This window comes from Streptomyces sp. NPDC043878, assembly GCF_056435735.1.
The window spans coordinates 44,650-70,739 of sequence record NZ_JBWKDW010000014.1; the positions used below are offsets into that span (position 1 = coordinate 44,650).

21 protein-coding genes, 2 tRNA genes and 1 pseudogene are annotated in these 26,090 nt (G+C 68.8%); 21 read left to right on the plus strand and 3 right to left on the minus strand.

Annotated elements, in window-relative coordinates; genetic code table 11:
- The first annotated feature begins 1 nt into the window (after position 1).
- Together AC07AZ_RS20395 and AC07AZ_RS20400 are read left to right on the plus strand one after the other, a co-directional pair.
- Positions 2 to 208: an excisionase family DNA-binding protein gene (locus tag AC07AZ_RS20395; protein WP_478849647.1), complete on the plus strand. Its 207-nt coding sequence runs from the start codon at positions 2 to 4 to the stop codon at positions 206 to 208.
- Positions 208 to 1,341: a tyrosine-type recombinase/integrase gene (locus AC07AZ_RS20400; protein ID WP_478849649.1), complete on the plus strand. Its 1,134-nt coding sequence runs from the start codon at positions 208 to 210 to the stop codon at positions 1,339 to 1,341. Before AC07AZ_RS20395 ends, AC07AZ_RS20400 begins: the two co-directional genes overlap by 1 nt.
- 66 nt (positions 1,342 to 1,407) lie before the next feature.
- On the opposite strand, the gene AC07AZ_RS20405 is transcribed toward AC07AZ_RS20400, so the two are convergent.
- Positions 1,408 to 1,481 (minus strand) — tRNA-Gly (locus AC07AZ_RS20405).
- 167 nt (positions 1,482 to 1,648) lie between these two features.
- Here AC07AZ_RS20405 and AC07AZ_RS20410 point away from each other — a divergent pair.
- The 5 genes from AC07AZ_RS20410 to clpX all read left to right on the plus strand — a co-directional run bounded on the left by AC07AZ_RS20410 (position 1,649) and on the right by clpX (position 6,698).
- Positions 1,649 to 1,725 (plus strand) — tRNA-Pro (locus AC07AZ_RS20410).
- A 400-nt stretch (positions 1,726 to 2,125) separates the two neighbouring features.
- Entirely contained in the window at positions 2,126 to 3,541 is a 1,416-nt protein-coding gene (gene tig, locus AC07AZ_RS20415; protein ID WP_478849651.1) for a trigger factor, read from the plus strand.
- A gap of 323 nt (positions 3,542 to 3,864) precedes the next feature.
- On the plus strand, positions 3,865 to 4,485 hold the full coding sequence (locus AC07AZ_RS20420; protein WP_356039092.1) for an ATP-dependent Clp protease proteolytic subunit: 621 nt from the start codon (positions 3,865 to 3,867) through the stop codon (positions 4,483 to 4,485).
- Between the two features lie 70 nt (positions 4,486 to 4,555).
- Positions 4,556 to 5,236 carry an ATP-dependent Clp protease proteolytic subunit gene (locus tag AC07AZ_RS20425; RefSeq protein WP_478849654.1) on the plus strand — a complete coding sequence of 227 codons (681 nt, stop codon included), beginning with the start codon at positions 4,556 to 4,558 and terminating at the stop codon, positions 5,234 to 5,236.
- A gap of 172 nt (positions 5,237 to 5,408) precedes the next feature.
- On the plus strand, positions 5,409 to 6,698 hold the full coding sequence (gene clpX, locus AC07AZ_RS20430) for an ATP-dependent Clp protease ATP-binding subunit ClpX (protein WP_356039086.1): 1,290 nt from the start codon (positions 5,409 to 5,411) through the stop codon (positions 6,696 to 6,698).
- Between the two features lie 61 nt (positions 6,699 to 6,759).
- Here the strand turns inward: clpX and AC07AZ_RS20435 are convergent, their stop codons facing one another.
- Positions 6,760 to 7,701 carry a hypothetical protein gene (locus tag AC07AZ_RS20435; protein WP_478849655.1) on the minus strand — a complete coding sequence of 314 codons (942 nt, stop codon included), beginning with the start codon at positions 7,699 to 7,701 and terminating at the stop codon, positions 6,760 to 6,762.
- A gap of 136 nt (positions 7,702 to 7,837) precedes the next feature.
- Between AC07AZ_RS20435 and AC07AZ_RS20440 the strand changes: the two genes are divergently transcribed.
- From AC07AZ_RS20440 to AC07AZ_RS20495, 12 genes and pseudogenes are all read left to right on the plus strand, one after another.
- A complete protein-coding gene (locus AC07AZ_RS20440) occupies positions 7,838 to 10,462 on the plus strand; it encodes a valine--tRNA ligase (RefSeq protein ID WP_478849657.1) in 2,625 nt (874 codons plus the stop codon).
- 137 nt (positions 10,463 to 10,599) lie between these two features.
- Entirely contained in the window at positions 10,600 to 12,120 is a 1,521-nt protein-coding gene (gene folC, locus AC07AZ_RS20445) for a bifunctional tetrahydrofolate synthase/dihydrofolate synthase (protein ID WP_478849659.1), read from the plus strand.
- A gap of 6 nt (positions 12,121 to 12,126) precedes the next feature.
- Positions 12,127 to 12,483 carry a DUF4233 domain-containing protein gene (locus AC07AZ_RS20450; protein ID WP_478849661.1) on the plus strand — a complete coding sequence of 119 codons (357 nt, stop codon included), beginning with the start codon at positions 12,127 to 12,129 and terminating at the stop codon, positions 12,481 to 12,483.
- A gap of 66 nt (positions 12,484 to 12,549) precedes the next feature.
- Positions 12,550 to 12,963, plus strand: a complete 414-nt coding sequence (gene ndk, locus AC07AZ_RS20455) for a nucleoside-diphosphate kinase (protein WP_478849663.1) — start codon at positions 12,550 to 12,552, stop codon at positions 12,961 to 12,963.
- A 300-nt stretch (positions 12,964 to 13,263) separates the two neighbouring features.
- On the plus strand, positions 13,264 to 14,283 hold the full coding sequence (locus AC07AZ_RS20460; RefSeq protein ID WP_478849665.1) for a rod shape-determining protein: 1,020 nt from the start codon (positions 13,264 to 13,266) through the stop codon (positions 14,281 to 14,283).
- 154 nt (positions 14,284 to 14,437) lie between these two features.
- Positions 14,438 to 15,382: a rod shape-determining protein MreC gene (mreC, locus tag AC07AZ_RS20465; protein WP_478849667.1), complete on the plus strand. Its 945-nt coding sequence runs from the start codon at positions 14,438 to 14,440 to the stop codon at positions 15,380 to 15,382.
- A 12-nt stretch (positions 15,383 to 15,394) separates the two neighbouring features.
- Positions 15,395 to 16,066 carry a rod shape-determining protein MreD gene (gene mreD, locus AC07AZ_RS20470; RefSeq protein ID WP_478849669.1) on the plus strand — a complete coding sequence of 224 codons (672 nt, stop codon included), beginning with the start codon at positions 15,395 to 15,397 and terminating at the stop codon, positions 16,064 to 16,066.
- A gap of 269 nt (positions 16,067 to 16,335) precedes the next feature.
- Positions 16,336 to 18,585 (plus strand): penicillin-binding protein 2, encoded by a 2,250-nt coding sequence (mrdA, locus tag AC07AZ_RS20475; protein ID WP_478849671.1) that lies wholly within the window; start codon positions 16,336 to 16,338, stop codon positions 18,583 to 18,585.
- Positions 18,582 to 19,781, plus strand: coding sequence for a rod shape-determining protein RodA (gene rodA / locus AC07AZ_RS20480; protein WP_478849673.1), 1,200 nt, complete (start codon positions 18,582 to 18,584; stop codon positions 19,779 to 19,781). Before mrdA ends, rodA begins: the two co-directional genes overlap by 4 nt.
- Before the next feature lie 96 nt (positions 19,782 to 19,877).
- Positions 19,878 to 21,389: a CYTH and CHAD domain-containing protein gene (locus AC07AZ_RS20485; protein WP_478849675.1), complete on the plus strand. Its 1,512-nt coding sequence runs from the start codon at positions 19,878 to 19,880 to the stop codon at positions 21,387 to 21,389.
- 79 nt (positions 21,390 to 21,468) lie between these two features.
- A complete protein-coding gene (locus AC07AZ_RS20490; protein WP_478849677.1) occupies positions 21,469 to 23,430 on the plus strand; it encodes a TIGR03960 family B12-binding radical SAM protein in 1,962 nt (653 codons plus the stop codon).
- A gap of 356 nt (positions 23,431 to 23,786) precedes the next feature.
- Positions 23,787 to 23,948 (plus strand): annotated as a pseudogene (locus tag AC07AZ_RS20495) (transposase); the annotation flags it as partial.
- Positions 23,949 to 23,956: 8 nt separating this feature from the next.
- Here AC07AZ_RS20495 and AC07AZ_RS20500 read toward each other — a convergent pair.
- The gene (locus AC07AZ_RS20500) at positions 23,957 to 24,490 is read right to left on the minus strand and encodes a hypothetical protein (protein WP_478849679.1); all 534 of its coding nucleotides are present in this window, start codon (positions 24,488 to 24,490) and stop codon (positions 23,957 to 23,959) included.
- 377 nt (positions 24,491 to 24,867) lie between these two features.
- On the opposite strand from AC07AZ_RS20500, the gene AC07AZ_RS20505 reads away from it, so the two are divergent.
- Both AC07AZ_RS20505 and AC07AZ_RS20510 read left to right on the plus strand, forming a co-directional pair.
- On the plus strand, positions 24,868 to 25,209 hold the full coding sequence (locus AC07AZ_RS20505; RefSeq protein ID WP_478849681.1) for an effector-associated constant component EACC1: 342 nt from the start codon (positions 24,868 to 24,870) through the stop codon (positions 25,207 to 25,209).
- Between the two features lie 8 nt (positions 25,210 to 25,217).
- Positions 25,218 to 26,090, plus strand: an 873-nt coding sequence (locus tag AC07AZ_RS20510) for a caspase family protein (RefSeq protein ID WP_478849683.1), incomplete at its 3' end; no start/stop codon positions are given.

Consider the following 26,090-nt stretch of genomic DNA (forward strand, 5'->3'; position numbering starts at 1 on the left):
CATGGATCGACTGCTGACCGTGGCGCAGGTTGCCGAACTGCTGGGAACGACGGTGCGTTTCCCCCGGCGACTGATCGAGGAACGGCGCATCGAATACGTCAAGGTCGGGCGGCATGTTCGCATCCGGGAGAGCGTCGTGCGCGCGCTGATCGAGGCCAATACCGTCGAGCCCCGCCGCTCTGGGTCGACCCTGCGGGCGGTGGCCTGATGGCTGGCAAACGTCGACAGTTCGGCCGTGTCCGCAAGCTTGCGTCCGGCCGCTATCAGGCTCGCTACGTGGGCCCGGACGGACAGCTCAGGCCCGCCCCCGAGACGTTCCGCACCAAGAGGGACGCGGACGACTGGCTTGCCGACAAGCAGACCGAGATGCGGCGCGGCGACTGGCACGACCCGGACGCCGGGAAGGTGTCGTTCGGCTCGTACGCCGCTGACTGGATCAACGAACGTGAGCTGACCACGACCACGCGGCAGCTCTACCGCTCGCTCCTGCGGCACCACCTTGAGCCCACCTTCGGCCCCGTCAACGTCGCGGAGATCTCGCCCCCGTTCGTGCGGCGCTGGCGTGCCGACAAGCTCGCGTCCGGCACCGGTCCGACCACCGTTGCGAAGGCGTACGCCCTCCTCCGCGCGGTCCTCGGCACGGCTGTCGCGGACCAAATGATCAGGCGCAACCCGTGCACGATCAAGGGAGCGAGCACCGTGCACACTCCGGAGCGGCCGACCGCCACCGTGCAGGAGGTCTACGACCTTGCCGACGCGATCCAGCCACGTTTCAGGGCGCTCGTGCTCATGGCCGGCTTCCTCGGTCTGCGCTGGGGCGAGCTGGTCGGGCTGCACCGCCGAGACGTCGACCTCGACCGTGGGACCGTCCGCGTCCGCCGTGCCGTTGCCGAGCTGAACAACGGGCAGCGGGAGATCAAGGCACCCAAGAGCGCGGCAGGCAAGCGCACGGTCGCGATTCCGGGCGCGATCATCCCCGATGTCCGTGCTCACCTGGAGCGGTACGCCGAGCACGGCGCCGATGGTCGGGTCTTCATCGGAGCCAAGGGGGCAACACCGCGCCGCAACCACTTCAACCGGCTGTGGCGGAAGGCGTGCACCGACGCCGGCGTCAAGGGCCTGCACTTCCATGATCTACGACACACGGGCAACACGCTCGCCGCGTCGACCGGTGCGAGCACGCGAGAGCTGATGTCGCGCATGGGTCACAGCACCGCCCGCGCCGCGCTGATCTACCAGCACGCGAGTGCCGACCGGGATCGGCTGATCGCCGACGCGCTGAGCGGCCTCGTGGACAGGGGTCGGAAGCCCAAGGGGCACGCGGGGGACACGCCGGACTGAACACAGTCCCGGGAAACGATCAGGGCCAGGCGGAGGAATCATCCTCTGACCTGGCCCTGAGTCGTATGGAGCGGGCGACGGGAATCGAACCCGCGTAGCTAGTTTGGAAGACTAGGGCTCTACCATTGAGCTACGCCCGCACGGTACGCACCGCGGTCGGGTGATCGCGGCGGCACTGAAGGCATCGTAGCGGGTCGCCCCCTCTGGTCGCACACCCCGTTTCCCGCCGGACCGGTGCCCGGCGCGGGACCGGCGCAATGCGGCGGTCCCGTCCCCTGGGGGCATGTAACCTACGTCTCGCACCAGACGGGGTGTGGCGCAGCTTGGTAGCGCGTCCGCTTTGGGAGCGGAAGGCCGTGGGTTCAAATCCCGCCACCCCGACCACACGACGGACCCCTCGCCGTCCCGCACGGACCAGCGCGGGACCGGCAGCGGATGACCAGGACGGCAGCGCGGCCGGGACGGCCGTCAGCGGCACCGGTCGAGCGTCCACTCTCTCCTTCGGCCGACCCCCCGGACAGTGATTCGACCGGCCCCCGGACCGTGAACGGCCGTCTCCGGCCATGGAGGGGCGGGTCCCGGCCATCTCCGGTCAACTCCGCTCGTCGCGGATCACTCGCGCGGTCACCTCGGGTGATCGCCTTTGGGGCGTGTCCCCGCTGCCGTTACTATGCAAGCTGCACGCCCGTGTGTCTCATCCACTGAAGTCCTCCGGGCTGCTAAATCCGCCGGGCCGGTCTGGTCCCGGCAGAAACCAAGATGTCAGCCACAAGGAGACCGAACCGTGAAGAGCGCCGTGGAGACCCTGAACCCGACTCGGGTTCGGCTCACTGTCGAGGTGCCCTTCGAGGAGCTCAAGGACAGCCTCGACGCGGCGTACAAGAAGATCAACCAGCAGGTCACGGTGAAGGGCTTCCGGAAGGGCAAGATCCCGGCACGCGTCATCGACCAGCGGTTCGGCCGCGGTGCGGTCCTGGAGGAGGCGGTCAACGACGCGCTTCCGAAGTTCTACACCGAGGCCGTCAACGGAGCCGAGCTCAACGTCCTGGGCCAGCCCGAGGTCGACATCACGGAGCTGAAGGACGGCGAGACGCTGAACTTCACCGCCGAGGTCGACATCCGCCCGGCCATCGAGATCCCGGACTACTCCGGCATCGAGGTCGAGGTCGACGCCGTCGAGGTCAGCGAAGAGGACATCGAGAAGTCGGTCGAGCAGCTCCGTGAGCGCTTCGCCTCGACCTCCCCGGTCGAGCGCGCCGCCGCCGACGGCGACGTCGTCACCATCGACCTGGAGGCCAAGGTCGACGGCGAGGTCCTGGAGGACGGCATCGCCAGCGGTGTCTCCTACACCATCGGCTCGGGCGAGCTCCTCGAAGGCATCGACGAGGCCGTGAAGGGCCTGGAGGCCGGTGGCGAGACCACCTTCACCTCCGAGCTCAAGGGCGGCTCGGCGGCCGGCAAGGAGGCCGAGGTCACCGTCAAGGTCACCCAGGTCGCCGCCCGTGAACTGCCCGAGCTGGACGACGAGTTCGCGCAGCTCGCCTCCGAGTTCGACACCCTCGAGGAGCTCCGCGCGGACAGCCGCAAGCGCCTGGAGAACATGAAGCAGTACGACCAGGCCACGCAGGCCCAGGAGCGCGTCCTGGACAAGCTGCTGGAGCTGGTCGAGGTCCCGGTCCCCGAGAAGCTCCTCGAGGAAGAGATCAACACCCGCAAGCACAACCTCGAGCACCACCAGCTCGGTCAGATGGGCCTCGACCTCCCCAAGTACCTGGAGATCCAGGGCAAGACGGAGGAGGAGTTCGAGACCGAGACGCGCGAGGCGGCGGTCAAGGGCATCAAGACGCAGTTCGTCCTCGACGAGCTCGTCAACAAGGAGAAGCTGAACGTCAGCCAGGAGGAGCTCACCGAGCACCTCATGCGGCGCGCGGCCTCCTCCGGCATGTCCCCCGACCAGTTCGCGCAGGCGGTCGTCGAGGGCGGCCAGGTTCCGCTCCTGGTCGGCGAGGTCGCCCGCGGCAAGGCCCTGGCCGTCGTGGTCGAGTCCGCCACGGTCAAGGACACCAACGGCGAGGTCATCGACCTGGACGACGAGGACGAGACCGACGAGTCGGCCGAGACCGCCGCCGCCACGGAGGACGCCCCGGCCGAGGCCGCCGAGGAGAAGACCGAGGCCGCCGAGGAGAAGACCGAGGGCTGAGCCCACGGCGCCCAGCAAGCCGTCAGGAGGGCCCCGGGGGCATGTGATGCCCCCGGGGCCCTCCGTCGTACGGCCGGGCCGTCTGCCGGCGGCACAGGGGCCCGCGCGACGCCGTTCGGCCGCCCGCCCCGCTGCCGCGGTCCCGGTACGAACGGCCGTGCCCACCGGAGTGACATGCGCTGACAGCGAACAGTTACCTCTGCGGGATTCACCGGAGGGACCTGCGCGTTAGGGTCCATGAGTACGAGGGCAGGGGAGTCCCCGAGCCCCCGGCAGTACACGTGAGACGGCCCGGCGCCGTCAGAAGACGAGCAGGTGGATACGTGACGAATCTGATGCCCTCCGCCGCCGGCGACCCCTCAATCGGTGGTGGCCTCGGCGACCAGGTCTACAACCGGCTGCTCAACGAGCGGATCATCTTCCTCGGCCAGGCGGTCGACGACGACATTGCCAACAAGATCACCGCGCAGTTGCTGCTCCTTGCCGCGGCCGACCCCGACAAGGACATCAACCTCTACATCAACAGCCCGGGCGGCTCGATCACGGCCGGCATGGCGATCTACGACACCATGCAGTTCATCAAGAACGACGTGGTGACCATCGCCATGGGCCTCGCCGCCTCGATGGGGCAGTTCCTGCTCAGCGCGGGTACGCCCGGCAAGCGCTTCGCGCTGCCGAACGCCGAGATCCTGATCCACCAGCCCTCCGCCGGCCTCGCCGGTTCCGCGTCGGACATCAAGATCCACGCCGAGCGGCTGCTGCACACCAAGAAGCGCATGGCGGAGCTCACCTCGCAGCACACCGGTCAGTCGTTCGAGCAGATCACGCGCGACTCCGACCGCGACCGCTGGTTCGACGCCGAAGAGGCCAAGGAGTACGGCCTCATCGACCACGTCATCACGAGGGCCGTCAACATGCCGGGCGGCGGCGGCACCGGGGCCTGACCCCCGGCCCGGGGGCCCGACGGCCCCCGAGCAGCCCCAGCCGACCGTTTCAGCCCCTAGGAGACAGACAGTGAACGACTTCCCCGTCAGCGGCCTGTACGACCGCTCACGCGCCGAGTACACGGGCCCCTCGGCGGAGTCCCGTTACGTCATCCCGCGCTTCGTCGAGCGCACCTCGCAGGGCGTGCGCGAGTACGACCCGTACGCGAAGCTCTTCGAGGAGCGCGTGATCTTCCTCGGCGTCCAGATCGACGACGCCTCCGCCAACGACGTCATGGCACAGCTGCTGTGCCTGGAGTCGATGGACCCCGACCGGGACATCTCGGTCTACATCAACAGCCCCGGCGGCTCCTTCACGGCGCTCACCGCGATCTACGACACGATGCAGTTCGTCAAGCCGGACATCCAGACGGTGTGCATGGGCCAGGCGGCCTCCGCCGCCGCGATCCTGCTCGCCGCCGGTACGCCCGGCAAGCGGATGGCGCTGCCGAACGCCCGGGTGCTGATCCACCAGCCCTACAGCGAGACGGGCCGCGGTCAGGTCTCCGACCTGGAGATCGCCGCCAACGAGATCCTCCGGATGCGCGCGCAGCTGGAGGACATGCTGGCCGAGCACTCCACCACGCCGATCGAGAAGATCCGCGAGGACATCGAGCGCGACAAGATCCTCACGGCCGAGGAAGCGCTGTCGTACGGCCTGATCGACCAGATCATCTCCACCCGAAAGTTGAACAACGCCGCCGTGAAGTAACGAGGGAGCATGTATTGTCTGCCGCCCCTTGGCCGGGCTCGACACGCTGCACGTCGAAGTGAACCGCGCCAAGGGGGGCCCGAACGGGGGGCCCGGCAAGGTACCGTCGGACATAAGGCAGCACCAGGAGCCGCTGGACCTAGGCGTCTCCCAGGCGAAGGGGAAGCACACCGTGGCACGCATCGGTGACGGCGGCGATCTGCTCAAGTGCTCGTTCTGCGGCAAGAGCCAGAAGCAGGTCAAGAAGCTCATCGCAGGGCCCGGTGTCTACATCTGCGACGAGTGCATCGATCTCTGTAACGAGATCATCGAGGAAGAACTCGCGGAGACGAGCGAGGTCCGCTGGGAGGAACTCCCCAAGCCCCGCGAGATCTACGAGTTCCTCGAGGGGTACGTCGTGGGCCAGGAGGCCGCCAAGAAGGCGCTCTCGGTCGCGGTGTACAACCACTACAAGCGGGTCCAGGCCGGGGAGAACGGCGGCGCCCAGGGCCGCGACGACGCCATCGAGCTGGCGAAGTCCAACATCCTCCTGCTGGGCCCGACGGGTTCCGGCAAGACACTCCTCGCCCAGACACTGGCACGCATGCTCAACGTCCCGTTCGCCATCGCCGACGCGACCGCGCTCACGGAGGCGGGATACGTCGGCGAGGACGTCGAGAACATCCTGCTCAAGCTGATCCAGGCGGCGGACTACGACGTCAAGAAGGCCGAGACCGGGATCATCTACATCGATGAGATCGACAAGGTCGCCCGCAAGAGCGAAAACCCCTCCATCACCCGGGACGTGAGCGGCGAGGGCGTGCAGCAGGCACTGCTGAAGATCCTGGAGGGCACCACGGCCTCGGTGCCGCCGCAGGGCGGACGCAAGCACCCGCACCAGGAGTTCATCCAGATCGACACGACGAACGTGCTGTTCATCGTGGGCGGTGCCTTCTCGGGACTGGAGAAGATCATCGAGTCCCGGGCCGGCGCCAAGGGCATCGGCTTCGGCGCGACGATCCGCTCCAAGCGGGAACTCGAGGCCAAGGACCAGTTCGAGGACATCATGCCCGAGGACCTGGTCAAGTTCGGCATGATCCCCGAGTTCATCGGCCGGCTCCCCGTGATCACCTCGGTCCACAACCTGGACCGCGAGGCGCTGCTCCAGATCCTCGTCGAGCCGCGCAACGCGCTGATGAAGCAGTACCAGCGCCTGTTCGAACTCGACGGCGTGGAGCTGGACTTCGAGCGCGAGGCGCTGGAGGCCATCGCCGACCAGGCCATCCTCCGCCAGACCGGCGCGCGCGGCCTGCGCGCCATCATGGAGGAGGTCCTCATGTCGGTGATGTACGAGGTTCCCTCCCGCAAGGACGTGGCCCGCGTCGTCATCACCGCGGACGTCGTTCACTCCAACGTGAACCCCACGCTGATCCCGCGCGACGCCCGCCCCGGGCGGGGTCCGGGCGAGCAGAAGACCGCCTAGGCGGCACCGTCACGAGGAAGGGCCCCGGTCGACCGACCGGGGCCCTTCCTCGTCCGCAGCGTCAGGCCTTGACGCGCACGTCGTTGCGGACCTTGGCGGTCAGTGCCGCCGCGTCCGCGATCGAGGTGCTCTTGCCGGCGGTGAGGTCGGCGATGTCGAACGACAGCACGTAGGCCAGGGTGCTGTGGTCCCCCCAGATGCAGAACGGCATCCGCGTGGTCTTGCCGGACTCGCTGCTCTCGATGTTCTGGCACTTCATGACGCCGTTCGAGAACCCGGCGGGCGTGACCTCCTGCGGGCTGCCGACGAGCTTGCCGTCGGAGGACGAACCGCTCTTGGCGTCCTTCTGCATCTGCGCGAACATCGCGTCGACGACCTTCTCCGGGTCGTCGATCGTGCCGTACACGCCTGCGAAGCCGAGGCTCTTGCCGGTGAGGCCCGACCCCGAGGCGTAACCCGCGCTGACGTCCTTGGGGTTCTTCACCCCCCAGGACTCCGTGTCCTTCAGGTCCTTGTCGCTGAGCCCGTCCGCCGACTCCTGGTCCGACTTCTTGTAGGTGCCGTCCAGGATCGTCGCCGGCGCGGTCAGCTTGTGCGCTCCGTCGTCGGCGACGGCGGAGCCGCTGGCGCTGCCGCCGCCGATCACGAAGAACGCGGCCACGGCTATCGCGGCCACCACCGCCACCGCGCCGATGATCAGGCCCGTCTTCTTCTTGCCGCCGCCCGGCGCGGGCGGCTGCGGGGCGCCGTACGGCTGCTGGCCGTAGGGCTGCGCGGGCGGTTGGCCGTAGGCGGGCGGCTGGCCGTACGGCGGGGTCTGGGGCGGGACACCCTGCTGCTGGGGGTAGCCGTAGCCCGGCTGGCCGGGCGGAGGGGCCTGCTGGGGGTAGCCGTAGCCGGGCTGGGGGGCCTGCGGCGGCTGTTGGCCGTAAGGCCCCGGCTGGCCGTACGGTCCGGGCTGCTGGGGCTGCCCGTCGTACGGGCCCGGCTGGTTGTGACTCATTCCTGGGTTCCCCTCCAGATGCTTATGTGTTCCTGACATCCTGGCGCAGGGGTGCGGTGCGGCACGCGGCGGGGGCCGCACCGTTACACAGGAATCACGTTTCGGGACTGCCCCGTGACACCCCTAAACTGACCCCGTGACCGAGAACGCTCAGCAGCAGCCATCAGCGCCCGAGACCGAACTGCCGACCCAGTACGCGCCGGCCGACGTGGAGGGGCCGCTGTACGAGCGCTGGGTGGAGCGGGGTTACTTCGAGGCGGACGCGAAGAGCGACAAGCCGCCCTTCACCGTCGTCATCCCGCCGCCGAACGTCACCGGCAGCCTGCACCTCGGGCACGCCTTCGAGCACACCCTCATCGACGCCCTCACCCGCCGCAAGCGCATGCAGGGCCACGAGACGCTGTGGCAGCCCGGCATGGACCACGCCGGCATCGCCACGCAGAACGTCGTCGAGCGGGAGCTCGGCAAGGAGGGCAAGTCCCGGCACGACCTGGGCCGTGAGGCGTTCGTCGAGCGCGTCTGGCAGTGGAAGGACGAGTCGGGCGGGCAGATCTCCGGCCAGATGCGGCGCCTCGGTGACGGCGTCGCGTGGTCGCGTGAGCGATTCACCATGGACGAGGGCCTGTCCCAGGCCGTCCAGACCATCTTCAAGCGGCTCTACGACGACGAGTTGATCTACCGCGCCGAGCGCATCATCAACTGGTGCCCGCGCTGTCTGACCGCCATCTCCGACATCGAGGTCGAGTACCAGGACGACGACGGCGAGCTCGTCTCCATGAAGTACGGCGACGGGGACGAGACCATCGTCGTCGCCACCACGCGCGCCGAGACCATGCTCGGTGACACGGCGGTCGCCGTTCATCCCGGGGACGAGCGGTACAAGCACCTGGTGGGCAAGCTCATCAGGCTGCCGCTGACCGACCGTTCCATCCCGGTCGTCGCCGACGAGCACGTCGACCCCGAGTTCGGCACGGGCGCCGTCAAGGTCACCCCGGCCCACGACCCGAACGACTTCGAGATCGGCCGGCGCCACGACCTGCCGGCCATCACCGTCATGGACGAGCACGCCGTCATCACCGTCCCCGGCCCCTTCCAGGGCCAGGACCGCCTCGAAGCCCGCTCCGCGATCGTCGCCGCACTGCGCGCCGAGGGCCGGATCGTCGCCGAGAAGCGGCCCTACGTCCACTCGGTCGGCCACTGCTCGCGCTGCAAGACCACCATCGAGCCGCGGCTGTCCATGCAGTGGTGGGTCAAGGTCGGCCCGCTGGCCAGGGCGGCCGGTGACGCGGTCCGCGACGGGCGGGTCAGGATCCACCCGCAGGAGATGGAGAAGCGCTACTTCGACTGGGTCGACAACCTCCACGACTGGTGCATCTCACGGCAGTTGTGGTGGGGTCACCGCATCCCCGTCTGGTATGGCCCGAACGGCGAGACCGTCTGCGTCGGCCCGGACGACGAGGCGCCCACCGGCGAGGGCTGGCACCAGGACACCGACGTCCTCGACACCTGGTTCTCCTCCGGACTGTGGCCCTTCTCCACCCTCGGCTGGCCCGAACAGACCGAGAGCCTCGCGAAGTTCTACCCGAACTCCGTCCTGGTCACCGGCTACGACATCCTCTTCTTCTGGGTCGCCCGGATGATGATGTTCGGCCTCTACGCGATGGACGGCACCCCGCCGTTCCACACCATCGCCCTGCACGGCATGGTCCGCGACCAGTTCGGCAAGAAGATGTCCAAGTCCTTCGGCAACGCGGTCAACCCGCTGGACTGGATGGACAAGTACGGCAGCGACGCGCTCCGCTTCACCCTCGCGCGCGGCGCCAACCCGGGCGTCGACGTGCCGATCGGCGAGGACTGGGTCCAGGGCTCCCGCAACTTCGCCAACAAGATCTGGAACGCCACCCGCTTCGCCCTGATGAACGGCGCGACGGTCCAGGGCCCGCTGCCGGACGCCTCGGCGATGTCGGCGACGGACCGCTGGATCCTGTCCCGCCTCAACTCCGTCGTCGCCGAAGTCGACGCGTTCTACGAGGACTTCCAGTTCGCGAAGCTCTCCGACGCGCTGTTCCACTTCGCCTGGGACGAGGTCTTCGACTGGTACGTCGAGCTGTCCAAGACGACGTTCCAGGCGGGCGGCGAGCCCGCCGAGGTCAGCAAGCGGGTCCTCGGCGAGGTCCTCGACGTGACCCTCAGGCTGCTGCACCCGGTCGTCCCCTTCGTCACCGAGACGCTGTGGACGACCCTGACCGGCGGCGAGTCGGTCGTCATCGCCGAGTGGCCGGCCGACTCCGGCTTCCGGGACACGGCCGCCGAGCAGGAGATCCAGAGCCTCCAGTCGGTCATCACCGAGGTCCGCCGCTTCCGCGCCGACCAGGGCCTCCAGCCCGGCCAGCGGGTTCCGGCCCGGCTGGACCTGGGCGGCACCGCGCTCGCCCCGCACGAGGCGGCCATCCGCCAGCTGCTGCGGCTCCAGCCGGAGGGCGAGGAGTTCTCGGCGACGGCGACCCTGCCGGTCGCGGGCGCGACGGTGGCGCTCGACCTGTCCGGGACGATCGACGTGGCCGCCGAGCGGAAGCGGCTGGCGAAGGACCTCGCCGCCGCGGAGAAGGAGAAGGCGCAGGCGGACGGGAAGCTCGGAAACGAGGCGTTCCTCGCGAAGGCGCCGGACAACGTGGTCGAGAAGATCCGTGCGCGGCTGGCGAAGGCGGAGGCGGACATGGTGCGGATCGCCGCGCAGCTGGAGCGGCTGCCGCAGGCGTAGCCCCACCGCCTCCTCGGCCCCGAACGGGCCTCGTCCCCGGACGCCGGACGGGCTGGGAGCAGCCCCTCCGGCGTCCGGGGAGCCGGGGGGCCGGGGGCTGGCCCCCGGGGTGGGGTGGCGCTCCGTAGACTGGGTTCGTGAGCGAGCTCCCCCCGAACGGTGACCACGACCTGCCCGATCCCCTGGATCACTTCGACGAGATCATCGCCGAGGAGACCCACCGCGACCCCGATCTCGCGGTGATCGAGGCCGGCAGCCGTACCCTGCGCACCCAGGCCGGCCTGTCCCGCGCCGACGTGCCCACGCGTCCGGCGGACCCCGAGGTCGACAAGGCCCTGCGCGAGGTCGAGGCGGAGCTGGCGACGCGGTGGGGCGAGACCAAGCTGGAGCCGTCCGTCGCCCGGATCGCCGCCCTGGTGGACCTGCTGGGGGACCCGCAGCGGTCGTACCCCTCGATCCACATCACGGGGACGAACGGCAAGACGTCCACGGCCCGCATGATCGAGACCCTGCTCGGCGCCTTCGACCTGCGCACCGGGCGGTACACCTCGCCGCACGTGCAGTCCATCACCGAGCGGATCAGCCTGGACGGGGAGCCGATCTCCGCCGAGCGGTTCATCGAGACCTACCAGGACATCAAGCCGTACGTCGACATGGTGGACGGCTCACAGGAGTTCCGGCTGTCCTTCTTCGAGGTGCTGACGGGGATGGCGTACGCGGCCTTCGCCGACGCGCCCGTGGACGTCGCCGTCGTCGAGGTCGGCATGGGCGGCAGCTGGGACGCCACCAACGTCATCGACGGGGACGTCGCCGTCGTCACCCCGATCGACCTCGACCACACCGACCGGCTCGGCGGGACGCCCGGTGAGATCGCCGTGGAGAAGGCCGGGATCGTCAAGCAGGGCGCGACCGTCATCCTGGCCCAGCAGCCGGTGGACGCGGCGCAGGTGCTGCTGAGGAAGGCGGTGGAGGTCGACGCGACCGTGGCCCGTGAGGGCCTGGAGTTCGGGGTCGTGGCGCGCCAGGTCGCCGTGGGCGGGCAGTTGCTGACCCTGCGCGGGCTCGGCGGCGAGTACCCCGAGGTGTACCTGCCGCTGCACGGGCCTTACCAGGCGCACAACGCGGCCGTCGCGCTGGCCGCCGTCGAGGCGTTCTTCGGCGTCGGCTCCCAGCGGCCCGAGCCGCTCGACACCGACACGGTCCGCAAGGCGTTCGCGGCCGTGACGTCGCCGGGCCGGCTGGAGGTCGTACGGCGCTCGCCGACCGTCGTCCTGGACGCGGCGCACAACCCGGCGGGTGCCCGCGCCACCGCCGAGGCCGTCGGGGAGGCGTTCGACTTCAGCCGGCTGGTCGGCGTGGTGGGCGCCAGCGGCGACAAGAACGTCCGGGGACTCCTGGAGGCGTTCGAACCGATCTTCGCGGAGGTCGTCGTCACGCAGAACTCCAGTCACCGCGCGATGGACGCGGACGAGCTGGCCGCGATCGCCGTCGAGGTGTTCGGCGAGGACCGTGTGCAGGTCGAACCGCGCCTGCCGGACGCCCTGGAGGCCGCGATCACGCTGGCCGAGGAGGACGGCGAGTTCGCCGGCGGCGGTGTGCTCGTCACCGGTTCCGTCATCACCGTCGGTGAGGCCCGCCTGCTGCTGGGAAGGGGCTGAGTCGCCGTGCGTACGCTCTGTGCTTCGACCCTGATCGGCGAGGTGTTCATCATCGGCTTCGCCGGCCTGGTCGCGATGAAGGACCCCGACCTGTCCATGACGACGGTGTGGACGGTCAGCGGCGTCGCCATGTTCCTGTGCCTGGCGCTGTGCGGCTTCGTCACCCGCCCCGGGGGTGTCGCTCTCGGCTGGGCCCTGCAGATCGCCCTGGTCGCCTCCGGTCTCGTCGTCCCGACCATGTTCGTGCTGGGCGCGGCCTTCGCGGCCCTGTGGTGGGCGTCCGTCCACTACGGACGGAAGATCGACGAGGCGAAGGCGAGGTTCGCGGCCCAGGCCGCCGCCTCTACACCTGACGCTGCGTAACGGGTGCCCGGACACGCCCTGTAGCCTCGTTTTCCCCGCACCATCACTGACCTGAAGGAGCTCGCCGTGAGCCAGCGCACCCTCGTCCTGCTCAAGCCCGACGCCGTCCGTCGTGGCCTGACCGGCGAGATCATCAGCCGGATCGAGCGCAAGTCCGGCTGGGCGATCACCGCGCTGGAGCTGCGCACGCTGGACCGGGACACGCTGGAGCAGCACTACGGCGAGCACCGGGGCAAGCCCTTCTACGAGCCGCTGGTGGAGTTCATGGCCTCGGGTCCGGTCGTGGCGCTGATCGTCGAGGGCGAGCGGGTCATCGAGGGGGTGCGCGGTCTCGCCGGTCCCACCGACCCGATCGCCGCCGCTCCCGGCTCCATCCGCGGCGACTACGGTGTGATCGTCCGGGAGAACCTGATCCACGCCTCCGACTCCGAGGAGTCGGCCGAGCGCGAGGTGAAGATCTTCTTCCCCGGCCGCGGCTGAGCCGGACGGACGCGTTCTTCCGAGGGGTCGTCAGGTCCCTCACCTGCCTCACCTGGGACGGCCGCGAGTTTCCGGCCGTCCCGTGGCATATGCGTGGCGATCGGGGGAACGCATGCCCCCGATGGGCCGTCTCCACAAGCGGGGCGACGCATGATCTGCTGACAATGGCGAAGACCCTCGCGCAGTGTTCGGGCAGTCGCGTCTACGATGGAAGCCTGCACGTCACAGCACCCACCTCGCCGACCTGAAAAGCCCTCAAAAGCTCATGGGAAGGCCAGTCGAATCCTGATGGGGAACTCAATGTCGTTCATCGGCCGTGACATGGCTGTCGACCTCGGGACCGCCAACACGCTGGTGTACGTCAGGGGTCGCGGGATCGTACTCAACGAGCCGTCCGTCGTCGCGATCAACACGAACACCGGTGGCATCCTCGCGGTCGGCGCCGAAGCGAAGAAGATGATCGGGCGGACCCCCGGCAACATCGTTGCCGTGCGTCCGCTGAAGGACGGTGTGATCGCCGACTTCGAGATCACCGAGCGGATGCTCCGCTACTTCATCCTGAAGATCCACAAGCGGAGGTATCTGGCTCGTCCGCGAGTCGTCGTCTGTGTGCCCTCGGGCATCACGGGCGTCGAGCGCCGTGCCGTCATCGAGGCGTCGTCCCAGGCCGGCGCCCGCCAGGTGCACATCATCGAGGAGCCCATGGCCGCGGCCATCGGCTCCGGTCTGCCCGTCCACGAGGCGACCGGCAACATGGTGGTGGACATCGGCGGCGGCACCACGGAGGTCGCGGTCATCTCGCTCGGCGGCATCGTCACCGCCCAGTCCATCCGCGTCGCGGGCGACGAACTGGACAACGCGATCATCCAGCACATCAAGAAGGAGTACTCCCTCCTCCTGGGTGAGCGGTCGGCCGAACAGATCAAGATCACGATCGGTTCGGCGTACGAACTCGAGACCGACGAGCACACCGAGATCCGCGGCCGGGACCTCGTCTCCGGGCTGCCCAAGACCGTCGTCATCTCGGCCGCCGAAGTACGCAAGGCGATCGAGGAGCCCGTCAACGCCATCGTCGACGCCGTCAAGACGACCCTGGACAAGTGCCCGCCGGAGCTGTCCGGCGACATCATGGACCGGGGCATCGTGCTGACCGGCGGCGGGGCGCTGCTGCGCGGGCTCGACGAACGGCTGCGCCGCGAGACCGGCATGCCGATCCACATCGCCGAGGACCCGCTGGACAGCGTGGCGCTCGGTTCCGGCAAGTGCGTCGAGGAGTTCGAGGCGCTCCAGCAGGTGCTGGACGCCCAGCCGCGCAGATGACGTAACGCTTCGATTCCGCCGTACGGGATGATCTCCTCCCGTACGGCGGATCGTTGACATAGACGCATAAGCTCCCCTTTGGCGTCCGGGTCCTCTCCCGTGGCGTCACACACGAATTCCCGCATCACGACGAGGAAGGGCACGGCCGCCGCACGTGAGGGACACACGAGAGAGCCGGCTGCTCCTGGTGCTGCTGATCGCCGTCGCATTCGCGCTGATCACGGTCGACATCCGCGGTGGGGAGGACTCACCGGTCGACGGTGCCCGCCAGGCCGCCGCCACCGTCTTCGGCCCGATCGAGAACGGCGTGTCGGGCGTCGTCGCCCCGGTCGGCAACGCCGTCTCCGCGATCCGTGACTCCGGCGACCGGCACGACCGGCTCGCCGCGCTGGAGAAGGACAACGCGGCCCTCAAGGCGAAGCTCGGCAGCGACGACCGCAACCGCAGCCGCCTCACCCAGCTCGACAGGATGCTGAAGATCGCCGGCCAGGGCCAGTACGGCATCAAGGGCGCCGAGGTCATCGCGATAGGAGCGGCCCAGGGCTTCTCCTGGACCATCACCATCGACGCCGGCGCCAACGACGGAATCAAGCGCGACATGACCGTCCTCAACGGGGACGGACTGGTCGGGCGGGTGACGACGGTCGGCCCGAACACCGCCACCGTGCTCCTCGCCAACGACCCCGACTTCACCGTCGGCACGCGCATGGAGTCCACCGACGAACTCGGCTTCGCCTCCGGACAGGGCGACCGCCCGCTGCGCGTCGAACTCCTCAACGGCAAGGCCGAGGTGAAGAAGGGCGACCGTCTGGTCACCTTCGGCTCGCAGGCCGACAAGCCGTTCGTGCCCGGCGTCCCGGTCGGCTACGTCTCCCGGGTGGACCCCTCCGGCGGCGGCCTCACCCGCACCCTCTACGTCACGCCGTACGTCGGCTTCACCAAACTCGACATCGTCGGCGTCGTCGTCGAGGCCCCGAAGAAGGACCCGCGCGACACGGTGCTCCCGAAGAAGCCCAGGCCGACCCCCACGCCCACCGTGACGGTGACCGTCACCCCGTCCGGACAGCCGGTCGACGGCCAGACCCAGCAAGAGCAGTAGGAGCTGTAGCCCATGCGCGTCAACCGGATCCTGCTGTCCGCCGCCCTGATCGTCGTCGCCCTGGTGGTCCAGGTGAGCGTCCTGGCCCGCCTCCACCTGCCCGGCGCCGTCCCGGACCTGCTGCTGCTCACCGTCCTCGGCCTCGCCATGGTCTACGGCCATGTCGGCGGCGCCCTCGTCGGGTTCGGCGCCGGCCTGCTCGCCGACCTCGCCCCGCCCGCCGACCACGCCGCCGGCCGCTACGCCCTCGTGCTGTGCGTGACCGGCTACCTCGCCGGGCTCGTGAAGCCGGAGAACGGCCGTCTCAAGTCGGCCACCGGACCCATGCTCGTCGTGGTCGCCGCGGCCGTCGGCTCCACCCTGCTGTACGCCGGCGTCGGCGCCCTCGTCGGTGACACCGCCGCCCGCCATGTGGGCCTGCCCGGCCTGCTGTTCTCCGCCGCCCTGTACGACCTGCTGCTGGCCCCGTTCGTCGTCCCCGGCATCATGGCGCTGGCCCGCCGCGCCGACAACGACCCACTGGCCGAGGCCGGTTCCTCCGCCTCGGCCACCGACATCTCCTCCGGCTGGCTGTCCGCCGGCACGGGCCTGCGCATCGGCGGCCAGCGCAACGGACTGAGGGTCAGGGCGGCCCGCGCCCGCACCGCCCGCGCCGGACGCATCAAGGGGGTCAAGCGACTGTGACGCCCGCGGAGTCGACCGGCCTCCCGGCTCACAGGTCCGTCGTATATGACTCATCCACGCATCACCGCCCGCACACGCTCTGAGAGGGGAAGGCGGCCGCAGTGACCAACGCCCACCCGTCGCCCACCACCACCCTTTTGCGGAATGGGCTCCGCCCATGACCAACGCCCACCCGTCGCCCACCACCACCCTTCTGCGGAATGGGCTCCGCCCATGACCAACGCCCACCCGTCGCCCACCACCACCCTTCTGCGGAACGGGCTCCGCCCATGACCAACATCCCTGAGACCGGCCGGACCCCACGCGTCCAGATCAGGCTCGTCGTCATCCAGATCCTCGTCCTCTCCCTGCTGGGCACCCTCGGCGGCCGCCTGTGGTACCTCCAGATCCGGGAGGGCGCCGCGTACGCCAAGGAGGCGTCCGGCAACCACGTCCAGCAGGTCGTCGAACCCGCCGTGCGCGGCTCGATCCTGGACGCCCGGGGCGTGGCGATCGCCGACAACGAGACCCGCCTCGTCGTCTCCGCCTCCCGCACCGACCTGCTGAAGATGCCGGACGACGGCAAAGCGGTCCTCACCAAGCTGGCCGACGTGCTCGGGCTGGCCCCCGCGGACGTGATGCAGAAGGTGCGGCTGTGCGACGCGAAGACGCCGCAGCCCTGCTGGAACGGATCGCCGTACCAGCCGATCCCGATCACCGACGAGGCCACCCCCAAGCAGGCGCTGCAGATCCGCGAGCGCTCCGAGGACTTCCCCGGCATCACCGCCGAGCCCGAGGCCGTGCGCCGCTACCCGAGCCCCGGCGGGGCCAACACCTCCCAGGTCCTCGGCTACCTCTCGCCCGTCACCGACGACGAGATCACCAAGGCCCAGGACACCGACTCGCCCTACCTGCGCTCCGACCAGGTCGGCCGCTCGGGCCTGGAGCGCCAGTACGACAAGGTGCTGCGCGGCAAGGCGGGTGTCACCCGGTACGAGGTCGACAACCTCGGCCGGGTCATCGGCCAGGCCGAGTCCGACGCCGCCGAACCCGGTTCCGCCCTCGTCACCAGCATCGACTCCCGCGTCCAGCGGGTCGCCGAGTACGAGCTGAACGACGCGATGAAGATCGCCCGCCGGCAGTTCGACAAGATCACCGGCGAGAACTACAAGGCCGACTCGGGCGCCGTCGTCGTGATGGAGGCCAAGACCGGCCGCGTCGTCGCCATGGCGTCCGCCCCCACGTACGACCCGAACGTCTGGGTCGGCGGCATCTCAGCCAGGGACTACCGGCAGCTCACCGGGAAGAACTCCGACTACCCGCTGCTCAACCGGGCCATACAGGGTCAGTCGGCGCCCGGTTCCACCTTCAAGGTGGTCTCCACGGCCGCCGCGGTCGAGGCCGGCTACGAGTGGGACGGCGGCTACCCGTGCACCAGCTCCTACTCGGTGGGCGGCCAGGTCTTCAAGAACTTCGAGGGCGAGAGCTTTGGTCCCATCTCCCTCGGCCGCGCCCTGGAGGTCTCCTGCGACACCGTCTTCTACGGCCTCGCCGACCGGGAGTGGAAGAAGGACGGCGGCATCAACCCGAAGAAGGGTGAGCCGAAGGACTACTTCTACAGGGCCGCCCACCAGTTCGGCCTCGGCCGGGAGACCGGCGTCGACCTGCCCAACGAGGTCACCGGCCGCGTCCCCGACCGCCAGTGGAAGCAGAGCTACTGGAAGGCCAACAAGGACGGCTGGTGCAAGACCGGCAAGAAGGACGGCACCTACGTCGAGAAGATCGCGTACGAGAACTGCCTCGAAGGCAACAAGATGCGCGAGGGCGACTCGATCAACTACTCCATCGGCCAGGGCGACACCCTCGTCACGCCGATGCAGGAGGCCGTGATCTACGGGGCGCTCGCCAACGGCGGCACGATGTACACCCCGACCATCGGCAAGGCGGTCATCAGCGCCGACGGCAGGTCGGTGCGGGAGATCAAGCCCAGGGTCCAGGGCAGGCTGCCGGTGAACCAGGCGACGATCAAGGGCATGGACGCCGCCCTGGAGGGCGTGGTCACCCGCGGTACCGCCGCCTGGAAGTTCGGCGGCTGGCCGCAGGACAAGATCCCGCTGCACGCCAAGACCGGTACCGCCGAGGTCTACGGCAAGCAGACGACGTCCTGGCTCGCCACATACAGCAAGGACTACACGGTCATCATGACGATCGCCCAGGCCGGTACCGGTTCCGGTGCCTCCGGCGAGGCCGTGCGGCACATCTACAACGCCCTGTACGGCGTCGCCGCCGACGGCACCATCGACAAGAAGAACGCCCTGCTGCCCACCCCGCAGAAGGGCCTGCCGAAGGTGCGGACGGACGGCACCATCAAGTCCCCCAAGGTCGCCATGGACCCGGCCAAGGAACAGCGGGCCAGCCAGGAGGGCCCGGCCCCACAGGACGAGCAGCAGCCCGGGGCCGCCACGCCGACGGCCACCGCCACCAACCGTGACACGCGCCGGCGACGCCGGGCGAGGGGAAGCCGGAGGATGCTCACATGACCGGCGCGAACGGTTTCTCCGTCTCGGGGTACGGGCCACGGCGCGCGGGCTGGACCCGGGTCTTCGCCCGTGACTCGCTCGCGCGCCGGCTCGACTGGCCCATACTGCTGGCCGGACTGGCGCTGTCACTGATCGGTTCGGCGCTCGTCTTCTCGGCGACCCGCAACCGGACCGAGATCAACCAGGGCGACCAGTACTACTTCCTGATCCGGCACCTGATGAACACCGGCATCGGGTTCGCCCTGATGCTGGCCACGGTGTGGCTCGGCCACCGCACCCTGCGCACGGCCGTGCCGCTCCTGTACGGCGCCTCGCTGTTCCTGCTCCTGATGGTGCTCACCCCCCTCGGCTCGACGGTCAACGGCGCGCACTCGTGGATCGTGTTCGGCGGCGGCTTCTCCCTCCAGCCCTCCGAGTTCGTCAAGATCACGATCATCCTGGGCATGGCGATGCTGCTGGCGGCCCGGGTCGACGCGGGCGACAAGCCGTACCCCGACCACCGCACCGTGCTGCAGGCCCTCGGCCTGGCCGCCGTACCGATGATGGTCGTGATGCTCATGCCCGACCTCGGGTCGGTCATGGTGATGGTGATCATCGTGCTGGGGGTGCTGCTCGCCTCCGGCGCCTCCAACCGCTGGGTGTTCGGCCTGATCGCGGCGGGCGCGACCGGCGCGGTCGCCGTCTGGCAGCTGCACATCCTGGACGAGTACCAGATCGCCCGCTTCGCCGCCTTCGCCAACCCCAGCCTCGACCCCGCCGGCGTCGGCTACAACACCAACCAGGCCCGGATCGCGATCGGTTCGGGCGGCCTGACCGGCGCCGGCCTCTTCCACGGCTCGCAGACCACCGGACAGTTCGTGCCGGAACAGCAGACCGACTTCGTCTTCACGGTGGCGGGGGAGGAACTGGGCTTCGCCGGCGCGGGCCTGATCCTCCTGCTGCTGGGCGTCGTCCTGTGGCGCGCCTGCCGTATCGCCCGCGACTCGACCGAGCTCTACGGCACGATCGTCGCGGCCGGGATCGTGGCCTGGCTCGCGTTCCAGAGCTTCGAGAACGTCGGCATGACGCTCGGCATCATGCCGGTGACCGGCCTGCCGCTGCCGTTCGTGTCGTACGGAGGATCATCGATGTTCGCCGTGTGGGTGGCGGTGGGACTGCTCCAGTCGATCAAGGTGCAACGGCCGATGTCGGCGTAGCTCCCGGTGGCCGGGCCGGGCCGTCACCAACGGCCCGGCTCACCCGCCCGACACCGCCCTCTGCCCTGACCACCCCCCGGCCACTATCTTCGGGTCATGCTGGACACCAAGCGTGAGATCGAGCGCAAGTACGAGTCCGACGACAGCGGACTGCCCGACCTGACCGGCGTCGCCGGGGTCGCGACCGTCGTCGACAAGGGGGTCGCCCGCCTGGACGCCACCTACCACGACACCGCCGACGAACGCCTCGCCGCCGCCTCGATCACACTGCGCCGCCGCACCGGCGGGTCCGACGCGGGCTGGCACCTGAAACTCCCCGTCGCACCGGGCGTGCGCGACGAGTTCCGGGCGCCGCTCTCCGACACCGTCCCCCCTGAACTCGCCGGCCTCGTCCGCTCCCGGGTGCGCGGCGCCCAACTGGTGCCCGTGGTCCGGCTGCGCTCCGAGCGGGACGTACGGGACCTCGTGGACGTGGCCGGCCGGCTGCTCGCCGAGGTGAGCGTCGACGCCGTGCACGCCGAACGGCTCACCGGGAGCGGCGGCACCGCCCAGTGGACCGAGATCGAGGTGGAACTCGCCGACAACGGCGACCCGGCCTTCCTCGACGCGGTGGAGAAGCGGCTGCGCGGGGCGGGCGTACAGCCGTCGAAGTCCGCGTCGAAACTCGCGCGGGCGCTCACGGAGACCGCACCGCGCGGCGGCAGGAAGCACCGCCGGCAGCGGCCGGCGGGGGAGCTCGTGACGGCCGGCGACCACGTCCTCGCGTACGTCCGCGCCCAGCGCGACGCCGTCGTCGCACTCGACCCGGCCGTCCGGCGGGAAGAGGAGGACTCCGTGCACCGGATGCGGGTCGCCACCCGGCGGACGCGCAGCGCGCTGCGCTCGTACGGCAAGGTCCTCGACCGCGCGGTCACCGCTCCGATCGGCGTCGAGCTGAAGTGGCTGGCCGGAGAACTCGGCGTGGACCGGGACCGGGAGGTGCTGACCGCGCGGCTGACGGCGGCCCTCGCCGAGGCGCCCGCCCCGCTGGTCTCCGGCCCCGTCACCGCCCGGTTGCTGACCTGGGCGAACACCCGGCGCGGCGGTTCGCGCCGACGGCTGGTCGGCGTCCTGGACTCCGCGCGGTACCTGGCCCTGCTCGACGCGCTGGACAGCCTGATCGCCGGGCCGCCACTGCTGCCGGCGGCTGCGGGGAAACCCGCCAAGGTGATCGCCAAGGTCGTACGGAAGGACTTCGAGAAGCTCTCCGGACTCGTCACCGAGGCCGTCGCCCTGCCCCCGGGACAGGACCGTGACCTCGCCGTGCACGAAGCCCGCAAGCAGGCCAAGCGCACCCGGTACGCGGCGGAGGCCGCCGCGCCCGCCCTCGGCGCCACGGCGTCGGCCCTGGCCAAGGACATGAAATCGCTCCAGAGCCTGCTCGGCGAGCACCAGGACAGCGTGATGGCGCGCCGGACGCTGCGCGAACTCTCCGCGGTCGCGCACGCGGCGGGCGAGAGCTCCTTCACCTACGGGCTGCTGTACGGCCGTGAGGAGCGGCGCGCGGCCGCCGTGGAGGCCGCGCTGCCCGGGGCGTGGCAGGCCATCACGGACGGGACGGACCTCTGACGGTCCGGGGAGCCGGCGCGTTCGCGTTAGGCTGGATGGTCACCCCTGTCCGTTCAGTCCAGCTCACGAAGGTCGCGAGATGCCTGCCGAAGTCGCTGCGTCGGTTTTCCCGCAGCTCGAAGCTCTGCTCCCGCATGTGCAGAAGCCGATTCAGTACGTCGGTGGGGAGCTCAACTCCACGGTCAAGCCGTGGGAGTCCTCCGACGTCCGCTGGGCGCTCATGTACCCCGACGCGTACGAGGTCGGACTGCCCAACCAGGGCGTCATGATCCTCTACGAGGTGCTGAACGAACAGCAGGGCGTCCTCGCCGAGCGCACCTACAGCGTGTGGCCGGACCTGGAGGCGCTGATGCGGGAGCACGCCGTCCCGCAGTTCACCGTCGACAGCCACCGCCCGGTGAAGGCGTTCGACGTGTTCGGCCTGTCCTTCTCGACCGAGCTCGGCTACACCAACATGCTGACCGCGCTCGACCTGGCGGGCATCCCGCTGGAGTCGGCGAACCGCACGCTCGACGACCCGATCGTCCTGGCCGGCGGCCACGCGGCCTTCAACCCCGAGCCGATCGCGGACTTCATCGACGCGGCGATCATCGGTGACGGCGAGCAGGCCGTGCTCGACATGACGGCGATCATCCGGGCCTGGAAGGCCGAGGGCCGCCCGGGCGGCCGCGAGGAGGTCCTCTTCCGCCTCGCGAGGACCGGCTCGGTCTACGTCCCCGCGTTCTACGACGTCGAGTACCTCGCGGACGGCCGTATCGCCCGCGTCGTCCCCAACAGGTCGGGCGTCCCGTGGCGGGTGTCCAAGCACACGGTCATGGACCTCGACGAGTGGCCCTACCCCAAGCAGCCCCTCGTCCCGCTCGCGGAGACCGTGCACGAGCGCATGTCGGTCGAGATCTTCCGCGGCTGCACCCGCGGCTGCCGCTTCTGCCAGGCCGGCATGATCACCCGCCCGGTGCGCGAGCGGTCCATCACGGGCATCGGCGAGATGGTCGAGAAGGGCCTGAAGGCGACCGGCTTCGAGGAGGTCGGCCTGCTGTCGCTGTCGTCCGCGGACCACAGCGAGATCGGCGAGGTCGCCAAGGGACTCGCGGACCGCTACGAGGAGGACAAGATCGGCCTGTCCCTCCCCTCGACCCGCGTGGACGCCTTCAACGTCGACCTGGCCAACGAACTCACCCGCAACGGCCGCCGCTCGGGCCTGACCTTCGCCCCCGAGGGCGGCAGCGAGCGCATGCGCAAGGTCATCAACAAGATGGTCTCGGAGGAGGACCTGATCCGGACCGTCTCCACCGCCTACGGCAACGGCTGGCGCCAGGTCAAGCTGTACTTCATGTGCGGCCTGCCGACCGAGACCGACGAGGACGTCCTGCAGATCGCCGACATGGCGATGAACGTGATCGCCGAGGGCCGCAAGGTCTCCGGCCAGAACGACATCCGCTGCACGGTGTCGATCGGCGGCTTCGTCCCCAAGCCGCACACCCCGTTCCAGTGGGCGCCGCAGCTGTCGGCGGAGGAGACGGACGCCCGCCTCACCAAGCTCCGCGACAAGATCCGCGGCGACAAGAAGTACGGCCGCTCCATCGGCTTCCGCTACCACGACGGCAAGCCCGGCATCGTCGAGGGCCTCCTCTCCCGCGGCGACCGCCGCATCGGCGCCGTCATCCGCGCCGTCTACGAGGACGGCGGCCGCTTCGACGGCTGGCGCGAGCACTTCTCCTACGACCGCTGGATGCGCTCGGCCGACAAGGCGCTGGCCCCGTTCGGCGTCGACGTCGACTGGTACACCACGCGGGAGCGCACCTACGAGGAGGTCCTCCCCTGGGACCACCTCGACTCCGGCCTGGACAAGGACTGGCTCTGGGAGGACTGGCAGGACTCCCTCGACGAGACCGAGGTCGAGGACTGCCGCTGGACCCCTTGCTTCGATTGCGGGGTGTGTCCCCAGTTCGACACATGGCCACAACTGAGCAACAGCGGCAAGAAGCTGCTGCCGCTGACGGTCAAGAAGGACGCTGCGACCAGCGGACACGAGCACTGACATGAGTGAGGCGCTGCGGCGGATCGCTGAGGCTGTGGCTGACGCCACGGAGGATGAGGTGGCCGCAGCGCTCGGTTCGCTCGGGCGCGTGAAGGCGCGGCGGGTTGCCCGGGACACCCCTAGAACGCCACTGCCGGGGCCTGAGGGCTGTGAGGGGGTCCATTCCGAGGTGGAGTGGGTCTAGCGGGCCGCGCGGCTCCTCATGAGAGCCTGAGCGGTTTGGGGAAGCGTCGACCGATCCGGCCGTCATGAGGTTCCTGGCAGATCAAGCGACGGCCCGGTTGCTTTAGACATCGTTTCTGATGGCGTGATCGCTCGTTGAGCCGTGCATGACGGATCTGGTGGAGCGGTTGGTGTCCAAGCGGCTCGGCCGTCACCGCTGGGTGGTTGAGAGGACCGTGTCCTGGTTGGCCGGCTGCCGACGCCTGCACCGCCGCTACGAGCGGAAGTCGGAACACTTCCTCGCCTTCGTCGGCATAGCCGCAACCCTCATCGGCTACCGAAGACTCACCAGCTGAGGTGCCGACTATCCGACGAGCCGTTCTGCCGCTTGGCGGTACTGCTTCGACTGAACTTCCGCCAGTTTCCACAGAGCAGGCAGGCCGTTCTTCCGGAGCCGGCCTTCCGCATCCTGCTGGCAAGCCAGCTCGAAGCGGACGAGGCTGTCGAAGGAGCCGATACGGATGGCGGACGGCCAAGCTGCCACCGCCTTCGACGCCAGGTCCAACCCCTGCGATGCCACGATGTCCTGCTGCCTTGGCTTCGTCAGCACCACTACGGCGAACACCACAGAGGTCCAGCCTCTGACGAAGCCATGCCCCGCGAACCCTGCCGGATACCTGGCGTCCAGCGACCAACTCTCGGCAAACGCAGAGCCGAGCAGGTCGTCGTCGAGTTCTCGGCCGTCAAGAAACGCCACGATGTTCGTCACTCCCGCCATGATCAGGCTGTAGCGGTCGAACAGGCCGGCTCGCTCCGCCAACACCTGCATAGCTCCGCCCAGCCGGATGGCCGCGGCGCAACACAGCGCCTCCCCAACGGCGTCAAACGTCTCGTCCACGATCCCCCAGCCCCTGGCCCAGCCCCAATGGAGGGCTACAACCAGGCACGATAACCGCAAGGGCACCAGAGGAAACGACGTCTTAGTGCCCTTACAGCAACTGAGTTACAAGTCTCTTCATTGGTTCAAGGGGGCTCGCTCCGCTCACCGAGCGCGGCCCAGCCCTCGGCCGGGCCTGCGCTCCAGTCTCTGCCCCGCTGCAGCCCGGCCGGCGCTTGGCATGCACACGGCAAATCAGTCGCGCGACCCCAGAGAAGGGGTACGTCGCGGCTGGGGCGGTTGGGCCCCCGCGCGATGCCACCCAACTCTCCTTGCCGTGACGGCGCGTCACCTAAGCTGAGCTACGTCGTGGATACGCGACTGGAGGGGGAAACTGCATGATCCGTATCAGTATGGACGGCGCCGGGGCGGACGAGGAACTACGTTCGCTCCGATCATGGTTGCTGGAGACGCCGGACATCCGTCGTCACGCGAAAATTACCTTTGAATCTGAGCCGCCAAACCAAGATGAAATGGGGCTTGGCGGACTAGAAACAATCCAGCTAATTACTGACAATTTTTGGCAAACTGCAACGTTCGCCCTCAGTTATGTGACGTGGAGGCAAACTCGAACCAGGAAACCTACCGTCACTATTGAACGTGATAATGGGCGGGTAGTCATTGAGGGCAATGACATTGAAGCCGTCCAACGCATTGTTCAGGCGCTCGGCGAGGAGTAACAGGTATCGTGGCCCTTCCGGATCCTCGCGAGTCTCGTGCGGTCCTCATTGGGGTGGGCCGCTATGCATCCCTGCCTGACCTTCCAACCGTCAAGAAGAATGTGTCAGAGCTTCGCCGGATTCTGAGTGGCGAAGATTCCTGGAACCTGCCTGCCGAACATTGCGTCACAGTATACGACCCAAGGACGCCGGAAGAACTAGTCGACCCCATTTTTCAGGCTGCCCAAGAGGCCACCGACACTTTGCTCGTCTACTACGCAGGCCATGGACTGCGAGGCGAAGTTCGCGGAGAACTCAGACTCACTCGAACAACCTCTCGCGCAGGCGCTACCTACACGTCGACAGACTACAACGAGATCCGCGAAGCCCTTCTCTCCTCGGCTGCAAATAGACGCATCGTAATTCTTGACTGCTGTTACGCAGCCAGCGCCCTCGGAGTCATGGCTGACCCTAGTTACTCCATAGCGGAAGAGGCGCTCATCGAGGGAACCTACCTCATAGCTTCCGCTGGGGAGACGCAGGCCGCCATGGCAAACGACGGTAATGGCTTCACTGTGTTCACGGGCGAGCTGGTCTCGCTACTCCGCCGGGGAATTCCAGACGCATCTCTCAAGTTCCTTGATCTCGACACCATCTTTATCCACCTGCGGCGCTCGCTTTACGCCAAATCTCGACCTGTGCCACATAAAAGGGAGCGAAACTCGCTCGGGCAACTCATTCTCTGCGCGAACAGTCAGTGGGCTGGCCGAGTAAAAAAGTATCAGGAGCCTCTTAATAGGATCACCATCACGCCGAGTTTCGATGAGGCTGTGGCGGAAAATCCTGGCCCTGGCTGGGTGGAGGAAAGCAACTTCACCGGAGAGCCAGCGGACGCCGTCACT